The organism is Anoxybacillus ayderensis (genome assembly GCF_000833605.1).
Lineage (GTDB): Bacteria > Bacillota > Bacilli > Bacillales > Anoxybacillaceae > Anoxybacillus > Anoxybacillus ayderensis.
On the sequence record NZ_JXTG01000035.1, the window covers coordinates 1 to 9,332 of the forward strand.

The 9,332-nt window shown below is 37.3% G+C and carries 7 protein-coding genes, 1 rRNA gene, 2 pseudogenes and 2 riboswitches; of the genes and pseudogenes, 2 read left to right on the forward strand and 8 right to left on the reverse strand.

Features of this window, described 5'->3' with window-relative positions; translation table 11 throughout:
- The 3 genes from JV16_RS14415 to guaA form a co-directional block, all read right to left on the reverse strand.
- Positions 1-474 (reverse strand): 16S ribosomal RNA (locus JV16_RS14415); the annotation flags it as partial.
- 261 nt (positions 475-735) lie between these two features.
- Positions 736-2,061, reverse strand: a complete 1,326-nt coding sequence (locus JV16_RS14420; RefSeq protein ID WP_035063171.1) for an NCS2 family permease — start codon at positions 2,059-2,061, stop codon at positions 736-738.
- A gap of 117 nt (positions 2,062-2,178) precedes the next feature.
- A riboswitch (purine riboswitch) is annotated at positions 2,179-2,280 on the reverse strand.
- An 83-nt stretch (positions 2,281-2,363) separates the two neighbouring features.
- Positions 2,364-3,884: a glutamine-hydrolyzing GMP synthase gene (gene guaA / locus JV16_RS14425; RefSeq protein ID WP_042536422.1), complete on the reverse strand. Its 1,521-nt coding sequence runs from the start codon at positions 3,882-3,884 to the stop codon at positions 2,364-2,366.
- 96 nt (positions 3,885-3,980) lie between these two features.
- Positions 3,981-4,082, reverse strand: a riboswitch (purine riboswitch).
- A 125-nt stretch (positions 4,083-4,207) separates the two neighbouring features.
- Here guaA and JV16_RS15720 point away from each other — a divergent pair.
- Complete coding sequence (locus JV16_RS15720) at positions 4,208-4,360, forward strand: DUF6944 family repetitive protein (RefSeq protein ID WP_162484114.1); 153 nt, start codon at positions 4,208-4,210, stop codon at positions 4,358-4,360.
- Positions 4,361-4,541: 181 nt separating this feature from the next.
- Here JV16_RS15720 and JV16_RS15040 read toward each other — a convergent pair.
- The 5 genes and pseudogenes from JV16_RS15040 to JV16_RS14450 all read right to left on the reverse strand — a co-directional run.
- Positions 4,542-4,787: pseudogene (locus tag JV16_RS15040) on the reverse strand (DUF6444 domain-containing protein); the annotation flags it as partial.
- A 115-nt stretch (positions 4,788-4,902) separates the two neighbouring features.
- Positions 4,903-5,358, reverse strand: coding sequence for an N-acetyltransferase (locus JV16_RS14435; protein WP_012573948.1), 456 nt, complete (start codon positions 5,356-5,358; stop codon positions 4,903-4,905).
- 184 nt (positions 5,359-5,542) lie between these two features.
- Positions 5,543-6,760 carry an MDR family MFS transporter gene (locus tag JV16_RS14440; protein WP_042536420.1) on the reverse strand — a complete coding sequence of 406 codons (1,218 nt, stop codon included), beginning with the start codon at positions 6,758-6,760 and terminating at the stop codon, positions 5,543-5,545.
- Positions 6,761-6,766: 6 nt separating this feature from the next.
- Positions 6,767-7,990: an ATP-grasp domain-containing protein gene (locus tag JV16_RS14445; RefSeq protein ID WP_042536421.1), complete on the reverse strand. Its 1,224-nt coding sequence runs from the start codon at positions 7,988-7,990 to the stop codon at positions 6,767-6,769.
- A gap of 180 nt (positions 7,991-8,170) precedes the next feature.
- Entirely contained in the window at positions 8,171-8,965 is a 795-nt protein-coding gene (locus JV16_RS14450; protein ID WP_080513098.1) for a thiamine pyrophosphate-dependent enzyme, read from the reverse strand.
- A 166-nt stretch (positions 8,966-9,131) separates the two neighbouring features.
- Here JV16_RS14450 and JV16_RS14455 point away from each other — a divergent pair.
- Positions 9,132-9,332 (forward strand): annotated as a pseudogene (locus tag JV16_RS14455) (IS1380 family transposase); the annotation flags it as partial.

The following is a 9,332-nucleotide window of genomic DNA, read 5'->3' on the forward strand; positions in this document are numbered from 1 at the left end:
GACTGCGGTACTTGTTCTTCCCTAACAACAGAGCTTTACGACCCGAAGGCCTTCTTCGCTCACGCGGCGTTGCTCCGTCAGACTTTCGTCCATTGCGGAAGATTCCCTACTGCTGCCTCCCGTAGGAGTCTGGGCCGTGTCTCAGTCCCAGTGTGGCCGATCACCCTCTCAGGTCGGCTACGCATCGTCGCCTTGGTGAGCCGTTACCTCACCAACTAGCTAATGCGCCGCGGGCCCATCCTGTAGCGACAGCTTGCGCCGCCTTTCAACGAAAGACCATGCGGTCTTCCGTGTTATCCGGTATTAGCACCGATTTCTCGGTGTTATCCCCGTCTACAGGGCAGGTTGCCCACGTGTTACTCACCCGTCCGCCGCTAACGATTCAAAAGCAAGCTTTTGAATCGTCCGCTCGACTTGCATGTATTAGGCACGCCGCCAGCGTTCGTCCTGAGCCAGGATCAAACTCTCCATAGAAAAGTTATCCTTAGCTTTTGTACGCTTTTCGCTTCGTTCAGTTTTCAAGGAACATCTCATCGCTTTTGAAGCGACCTTTTTAATGTAACATTTACTGTTTTCTTCGTCAACACTTTTTTGCTTTTTCTTTTTTCATAAGTTGCTTGTTTCAACCAGCAATAAGTATATTATCAAAAACAAATTTGCTCGTCAACTGTTTTTTTTTAAAAAAATAAGGCTTGGAATTTATGATCCAAGCCCACAACCCTCATGAATATATAATTACTCAACTAAAAATGCAAAGTATAGAATGAAAATAACGAATAAACCATACATAATCGGATGAACTTCTTTCCCTTTCCCTTTTGCAATCATTGTAATTGGATAGAAAATAAACCCGATCGCAATTCCTGTTGCAATACTATATGTTAAAGGCATTGCAATTAGCGTTAAAAATGAAGGAACAGCAATTTCAAAACGAGTCCATTCAATTTTTCCAAGAGATGATACCATAAGTACACCGACAATAATTAATGCTGGCGCTGTAACAGGTGCTGTTACAACCGATAGTAATGGAGAAAAGAACAAGGCAAACAAAAATAAAATGGCTGTTACAACAGAAGCAAAACCTGTACGCCCACCTGCTGCTACTCCAGCTGATGACTCAATGTACGATGTAGTAGTTGACGTACCTAAAATTGCCCCGACTACCGTTGCACAAGAATCCGCAAAAAGCGCTTTCCCTGCCCGTGGCAATTTATTTTCCTTTAATAAACCTGCTTGATTCGCCACAGCAACTAACGTTCCTGCTGTATCAAAGAAATCGACGAATAAGAATGTTAACACAACCGCCAGCATTTTTATATTAAAAATTTGATCGAGATGTTCAAACGCTACCCCAAACGTAGGTGCAAGACTTGGTACAGAACCTACTACCTTTGTTGGCACATCAATTAAGCCTGCAATCATTCCCACAATCGCAGTAACGACCATGCCAATGAAAATTCCACCGTTTACGCCGCGAACCATTAAAATAACAGTAACAATTACACCGAAGATCGCCAATAATGTATTTCCATTTGTCAAATGTCCTAATCCTACGAGAACTGCATCGTTATTTACAATAATACCTGCGTTTTGGAATCCGATAAACGTAATAAATAATCCAATCCCTGCTCCAACTGCATATTTTAAGTCTTCTGGGATCGAGTTAATAATTTTTTCACGTACACCACTTAATGTTAGTAAAATAAAAATAAGTCCAGACATTAAAACACCAGATAATGCTGTTTGCCAAGGAATGCCCATCGTCAATACAACAGTAAAAGCAAAGAAAGCATTTAATCCCATCCCCGGGGCAAGCGCAATCGGATAACGTGCTATTAACCCCATTAATAGCGATCCAACAGCGGCCGCAATCGCCGTCGCGGTAAATACAGCCCCTTGATCCATTCTCATTTCATTTGGTAAATCTGGCACCGCACTTAACGACAAAATAGACGGATTAACAAACAAAATGTAAGCCATAGATAAAAACGTCGTTAAGCCTGCAATAATCTCTCTCTTATAATTTGTACCAAGCTCATCAAATTGGAAATACTTCTTAATCAATTTCAGTCCCTCCATATGTTGTTAATAAAAAGAAAAACGCTTCTAGCAAACTACCAGAAGCGTTGACTATGATGCATAATGCACAGAACATAGAGAGGAACCAAGCAGATTCCTCTCCCCCACATTACACATCGTAGTCAAGCTATTTACGGTAGCTTGGTAGAGACTCTCGAGCCATATTCTCGAGATTATACGATGTATCCTCTATTTATTTTACACATACATTCTATCAAGCACATCCGACAAAGTCAAGGTAAAAAACGAACATTTTTTATATAAAAAAACTTTTTGTTCGTTTTTTACTCCCATTCGATCGTTGCTGGTGGTTTGCTTGTAATATCATACACAACGCGGTTGACGTGAGGCACTTCATTAACAATGCGCGTTGAAATGACTTCAAGCACATCCCAAGGAATACGTGCCCAGTCTGCTGTCATGCCATCAATTGATGTCACTGCACGAATACCGACCGTATAATCGTACGTACGTGCATCTCCCATCACTCCAACGCTACGAATGTCAGGAAGGACGGTGAAGTATTGCCAAATATCACGATCAAGACCTGCTTTTTTAATTTCCTCACGCAAAATGGCATCCGATTCACGAACAATATTTAACTTTTCTTCTGTCACTTCACCTAACACGCGAATACCAAGTCCTGGTCCCGGGAACGGTTGACGCCATACAATTTCATCTGGAATACCTAATTCTGTACCGAGCGCTCGCACTTCATCTTTAAAGAGCGTATTCAATGGCTCGATTAATTTAAACTTCATATCTTCTGGTAAACCACCGACATTGTGATGAGATTTAATCGTTTGGGCTGTTGCTGTGCCGCTTTCAATAATATCAGTATACAACGTACCTTGTACTAAAAATTCGATGCCATCTAGCTTTGCTGCTTCATCATCAAAAACGTAAATAAATTCATTTCCGATAATTTTTCGTTTTTGCTCCGGGTCGGTTACCCCTTTTAATTTTGATAAAAAGCGCTCTTGCGCATCCACTTTAATAACGTTCATATTGAATCCTTCGCGGAATGTTTTCATGACGCTTTCCGCTTCCCCTTTGCGAAGGAGCCCGTGATCGACAAAAATACATGTGAGTTGATCGCCGATGGCGCGATGCACAAGCACAGCCGCCACGGAAGAATCGACACCGCCGCTTAACGCACAAAGCACTTTTTTATCTCCAACAAGTTCACGAATTTTGCGCACTTCGTGATCAATAAAGCTTCCCATCGTCCAATCGCCTTTGCATTCACAAATTTCAAACACGAATCGTTTTAATAGTTCATTTCCATATACTGAATGACGCACTTCTGGATGAAACTGAACGGCATAAAACTTTCTCGTTTCATCGCTCATCGCGGCAATCGGGCAAGATGGGCTTGTCGCGTCAACTGTAAACCCTTCTGGCGTTTTTGTCACCAAGTCGCCATGACTCATCCAAACAATTTGCTCCGTCGGTAAATCACTAAACAATTGCGACGGACGCTGCACCGTAATCGTTGCCTTTCCATATTCTCGATGCGTCGCTTTTTCTACTTTTCCGCCTATATGATGCGTCATCAGCTGCATACCATAACAAATACCTAAAATCGGAATACCTAACTGAAAAAGCGCTGGATCGCACGTAAACGATTGTTCATCATACACACTATTTGGTCCACCCGAAAAGACAATTCCTTTTACATTCATTTGTTGAATTTGTTCGGCTGTAATCGTATGTGGATGCAGCTCGCTGTACACACCAAACTCACGAATGCGACGCGTAATTAACTGATTGTACTGGCTACCAAAATCTAAAACGACGATCATTTCTTGTTGACTCAAACGAAATCACCTCATCTACATATAATAAAAAAAGCTAGCATTCATACCCTCTCATAAAAAAAACGAAGGCAGAATTCTAGCAATATAGAACACTGCCTTCGTAGTCGGGTCATTTACGGTGTCCCGGTAGAGACTCTCGAACCATATTATCGAGGATATACGAAGGTGCGCATCTTAAATTTTAATCCATTCTACCAACTTCATTCCTCGTCGGTCAAGATGCTGTCTTTTTTATTCAATTTTCTAACAATTAACAACAATATGTAACTTGCATATGATATATGAGCAAAAATTGTAGGAGAATGCACATGAATCAACCGAAAGCACTGATCGGTTCATTTACTCAAGCGATAGATACTGTTACTTCGGCCATTGCGAGCATTCCTTCTCTAAGCGACAAAAAACAGTTTGCTCTTGATTTATGGGGAAACGTATTGCAAGCGACAGGAAACGCCCTATAGGCAGAGGCCGAGATCCCTGATACACTATCAAATTCAAGCTATCGATAACGTAACCGTTGTTGCTGGACTATTAAACAAAGATGGAAGTCAACAGGAGATCACAGGAAATTGGTTACAATCGTTAGGACTCCTTTCATTCGCAGATGATTGGGGAAGTGAACAATCATCTCCATTAAGCCCCAGAAGAATGGGTGTGGACAAAACGGTCAGAAGATGGGGGCAAATGGCTATTGGAGCTGTTTTTTTTCGTGCGTGCTTCCAACTCTTGAACGCGGTACTTGAGTTGTTCATTTTCTTTGCGCAGCTGTTTGTTTTCTGTCAACAGTTGCTCAATGATTTGTTGTTGGTGAGTAATGAGCTGTTTTTGTTGTTGGACTTTGCCGATTAAGCTCTCAACTGTAAATACAGCTTGTTGTACCGTCAACATGCGATTCATCTCCTTGTCTATCAATATTCACATCATAGACAAGAAATACAAAAAATATTCAGCTCACTTTATGATGTGGCTGAATAGTTACGAGAATAGAAAGTAAAATTTGGATTTATACAATATATTTAATCATTGCGGTTTCATCACAACAATCAAGCTTGGGGCAATTCACACAGTCAATCCATACTTTTTCAGGTAAAGTTTCTTTTTCAGCAATTTCAAATCCACATTTTTTAAAAAACTCAATCTGATAAGTAAAGGATATTAATCTTTTAACTCCAAGTCTAGATGCTTCATTTATAATATGGTTTACTAGCATGCGACCTATTCCTTTACCCATATGATCTGGTGATACGACTAATGAACGTATCTCTCCAAGATCATGACCCAAAATATGCAATCCAGCAACTCCAACTATTTTGTTTTTCTCTTTTACGACATACATACACTGTAAATGCTGATATATTGATAATAACGAACGAGGTAAAACTAATCCTTTTTCAGCATATATTTGAATTAAAGCGTGTATATCTTTAACATCACTGGTAACTGCATTATAAATTTGCATAATTATCTCCTCATAATCGTATTATTTATATATAACCATAGAACTCTTTTTTTATAAATATACAAAATTTCTTTTTTATATGCAATTATAAATTTTTAAAGTACCCTATGAGAAGGGATGATTTAAGGTTGAGATCGACAAAAAGAAGTCCATCAAAAACGAAAAAAAGGGGCACTACTTTCTCTTAGTTCACTTTAAATCTATTTGGGTCATACCCACACTTTTCATGTTTTGACATGGGGTAAATCTTAAATAATAAGGCTATAAACATAGAAAATAATGCATAGATCAACCAATTCACCCATATTAAATCGATAGACTTAAACTGTTCAAATAAAGAACCACCTATCAAGTTCCCAAATAAACTACCTATTCCTGTACCTAAGGAAACAAAACCTAGGTAGCTTCCAGCTAATCCAGGTGGGGATATATTACTGGTTAAGTCGTCAATAGTTGGTATTATCAGTATTTCCGAAATTGTAAAAAATATAATGAAAGTAAAAAAAGCATAGATCGAAGGAAAAATAGATAGGCTAAAAAATGCAAATGCCATTAGTATCATGCCGAAAGTCAATATCAATGATTGATTGAATTTTTTATTCATCCACTTTACCATTCTGTATTGTAATATTATTACTAAAAAACCATTTATAGAAAACAGCAAACTAACAAGTGAATCAGAATTAAACCTAGTGGTAAAATCTAATGGGATAGTAATATATACCTGTGAATAAAGTGCCCAAAATCCACTATTTATAAGCATTAAAAATACAATTTTATAATCTTTTATTACCTTGTTTAACTGACTAACTATTTTCATATTTGAATTTATATTATTATGATTCTTGTCAACATACTTAAGAGCTAGAAGTAGAAATATAAAGTGGACTAAAGTAGCGCATAGGAAAACTATTTTAAATTCAAATTTATAAAGTAACCCTCCTAGAAGAGGGCCTATTGAAGCACCTATATTAACTGCTATACTTCGCAAAGCAAAGGCTTCAGATTTAACGGAATTAGGAACAGTTGCAATAATGGCTTTTGAAGCTGGAAAAAACAAAGCTCCCCCTATCCCTACAAAAATTGAAGAAATCACAAAAAACCATGAATTATTAGAAAAAGCAAAAGTCAAAAAGCCTATAATTCGTATCAACATTCCATAAATTAAACTGTTTTTAACCCCAAAACGGTCACTTAAAATTCCTCCAAAAAAAGTAAAACCTTGTTGCGAAATTGTCAAAACTGTTAAAACTAATCCAATTTGAAATACACTTAGTCCTCTATAATTACTTAAGTACAAGCTTAAGAGAGGAATAGCCATAAAATAACCAATTCCAATCAGCAGAACACCAAAAAGAACAATTCTAACCTCCGCGCTTAACTTTTTTATAGAATCTTTCATCTACAATCACTCCACGATAAACTTTACATGTTCTTCAACTTGATTAATAATTTGGTTTAATTCATTTAATGTCTTGCATTTTATACTATAATAACCTAATCTTGACCAACTATTAGTCATTTGATGTATATTTTGTCCAACTTTTAAATTAATCTCATAATTTGTTATTTGAGGTAAAATATCAAATATCTCTAATCCCTCTATTTTTATTAAACGACCGGGTTTGGGATTGAAGTAACGAATTGCCGTGATATATTGATTTCTGGTTGGAGGGTGGGAAACCATTTTTTGTTGAAGCACTTTTAAAAATGCATCATTAATGTTAAAACCATAAGCCTGTTCAATTAAAACGGGGATATAGTCCCCTGGAGTTCTTGCAGCGCATTCGATTAACTTAGGTCCTTCACTAGACATTTTCCATTCCGAATGGAATAGTCCAGCTTTTACTTCTAATCCAGACAATAATTGTTCTTTAGCTGCAATTAACATGTTACTATCTTCCTGGGATATCGGGGCTGGGACGGTATGTCCGATTTCAACAAAATATTTTCCTTTGGTAGTTTCTTTATAAGTAATATTATGAAAAATTGGCTTTCCTTCTGCCACGATTGTTTCTATAGATACTTCATAACCGTCAATATAATCTTCAACTATATATTCCCAATTAAAATCCCGATCAGCTATAAAAACATTTTCATCGGCTTCTATACATTCTTTCCAAGCACTTTCAATATCTTCAATAGTTTCTATACCAATAACACCTACAGATGCCCGACGGTTAGCCGGCTTTACCACTATCTTTGAACCTTTAAAAAAAACTTTTACATCATGAATATTTTTTACTTTAGAAAAATTAGGATGAGGTATACCTAGATTTTTACATTCTTTCCGTAATTCATACTTGTTAGTACAAGCTTTAACGGCTCTTTCTCCAGGAGTCAATAAACCGATTTTTTCTGCAAACTTATATGCACCTCTAACGGCATAATCACTCCCAGGTACTACTACATCAAAGCCTACTTCCTTATGCCATCTAATAGCTTGTTCCATAAATCCCTCACTTTGTTGGTAATCTCCGTAACGTACTTCTTTCAGAATTTTATTATGATAAGGATTATTTTTAAATAATTTTTCCTCTTCTAGCAAAAAAACTTGGTAATCGGTGTCTGCTCGCTCTAATGACGAAATGAAAGTTTTATTAAGGCCAATTAACAATACATTGACTTTCATTGAAATCCCCTCCAATTTAATAGATAATCTTTTCTCTTTACAAAAAAGTAAATTATTTTAAATAATTATATAGTTAATAGTAAATAACAAGAAAAATTAGACTATTTAATACGAAAAGAGGAGGAAAATATCTCCTCCTTAACTACCTAAAACCTAAAAAGTTATTTAATAATTTTTTCTTCATTCAACATCTAAAGAACGGAAACGCTCTCCTACCTCATTATGATATACTATAGGTACCTCAATTAATACAGGTTTATTTAATTTAATGGCTTTTTCTAAACTCAGTTCGAGTTCTGTTAAATTACTAGCATAGAATCCCTCACATCCGTTAGCTTTTGCTAGTTGGACAAAGTCCACTTTACCAAAATTAACAGCCGGAGGGTAAGTTTCTTGATGACCTAGACTTTGGTATAAACGTATTAACCCATTTGAATTATTATTTAACAAAACAATTACGATTGGTAAGTTATAACGAACTGCTGTTTCTAAATCTTGGCTGTTGGAATGAAACCCTCCGTCTCCACACACTAATATTACTAGTTCATCTCTGTTTGCCATTTTAGCGGCCATCGCTGCTGGTAGACCAAATCCAAAAGTAGAGCAACCTGCAGAAGTAATAAATCCGTTTGGTTTATTAATTTTACTAAAAAGTACTGCAAAATGACGGAAGAAACCAACATCACTCACTAGGGTGCCATTACCAAGTACTTTATTAATCTTTCCCATCACCTGATTTACAAGTAGACCTTCTGTATTTTCTGTTTGGTCTTCTAATAGTTCTTCAATTCTTTTGCGTACTCCGCTAATATCATGCGGTTTTTTTGGAGTGCATCCAATTAATGAGTTTTGTAAGTATTCCAAAGAATCTGAAATATTATTTACCACATCTACATCAGGTTTAAATTTTTGATAGGCTAAATTCGGGTAAGAAGCTATCCGAACTACTTTTTTTTCTTTTCCATGTTTCCACATGGATGGCCGCAAATCTTCGGCGTAATCATAGCCCACTGTTATAATAAGATCTACAGGGCCGAATATATTCCTGAATCCGTGACAAAACATCTTTACAATGGTCGCAAACCGTTGATACGATAAGGGAAAACGACGTTGACGATTCTTCATCAAGTAGGTGAATGTGATGAAAGATTTCCCGATTCGGTTTGTATTGACAGATGAAGCGATTACTCCAAGTGCTGGGCTTGCTCTCGTGGGCTACTTACTCCATCGAACGAAACTGGATAAACGGGTAAACGCACTTCGGCTTCCAACGGTTCGTCGAGAAGTGCACATTTCCCATAGCGATGTCATTCGCTCGATGATTGGCTTGCTTGCCACAGGA

Bases quoted from the DNA above. Each gene is read 5' to 3' on its own strand.
- guaA (WP_042536422.1), bottom strand. From the start codon at position 3,884: ATGATCGTCGTTTTAGATTTTGGTAGCCAGTACAATCAGTTAATTACG.
- JV16_RS15720 (WP_162484114.1), top strand. From the start codon at position 4,208: ATGAATCAACCGAAAGCACTGATCGGTTCATTTACTCAAGCGATAGAT.
- JV16_RS14435 (WP_012573948.1), bottom strand. From the start codon at position 5,358: ATGCAAATTTATAATGCAGTTACCAGTGATGTTAAAGATATACACGCT.
- JV16_RS14440 (WP_042536420.1), bottom strand. From the start codon at position 6,760: ATGAAAGATTCTATAAAAAAGTTAAGCGCGGAGGTTAGAATTGTTCTT.
- JV16_RS14445 (WP_042536421.1), bottom strand. From the start codon at position 7,990: ATGAAAGTCAATGTATTGTTAATTGGCCTTAATAAAACTTTCATTTCG.
- JV16_RS14450 (WP_080513098.1), bottom strand. From the start codon at position 8,965: ATGTGGAAACATGGAAAAGAAAAAAAAGTAGTTCGGATAGCTTCTTAC.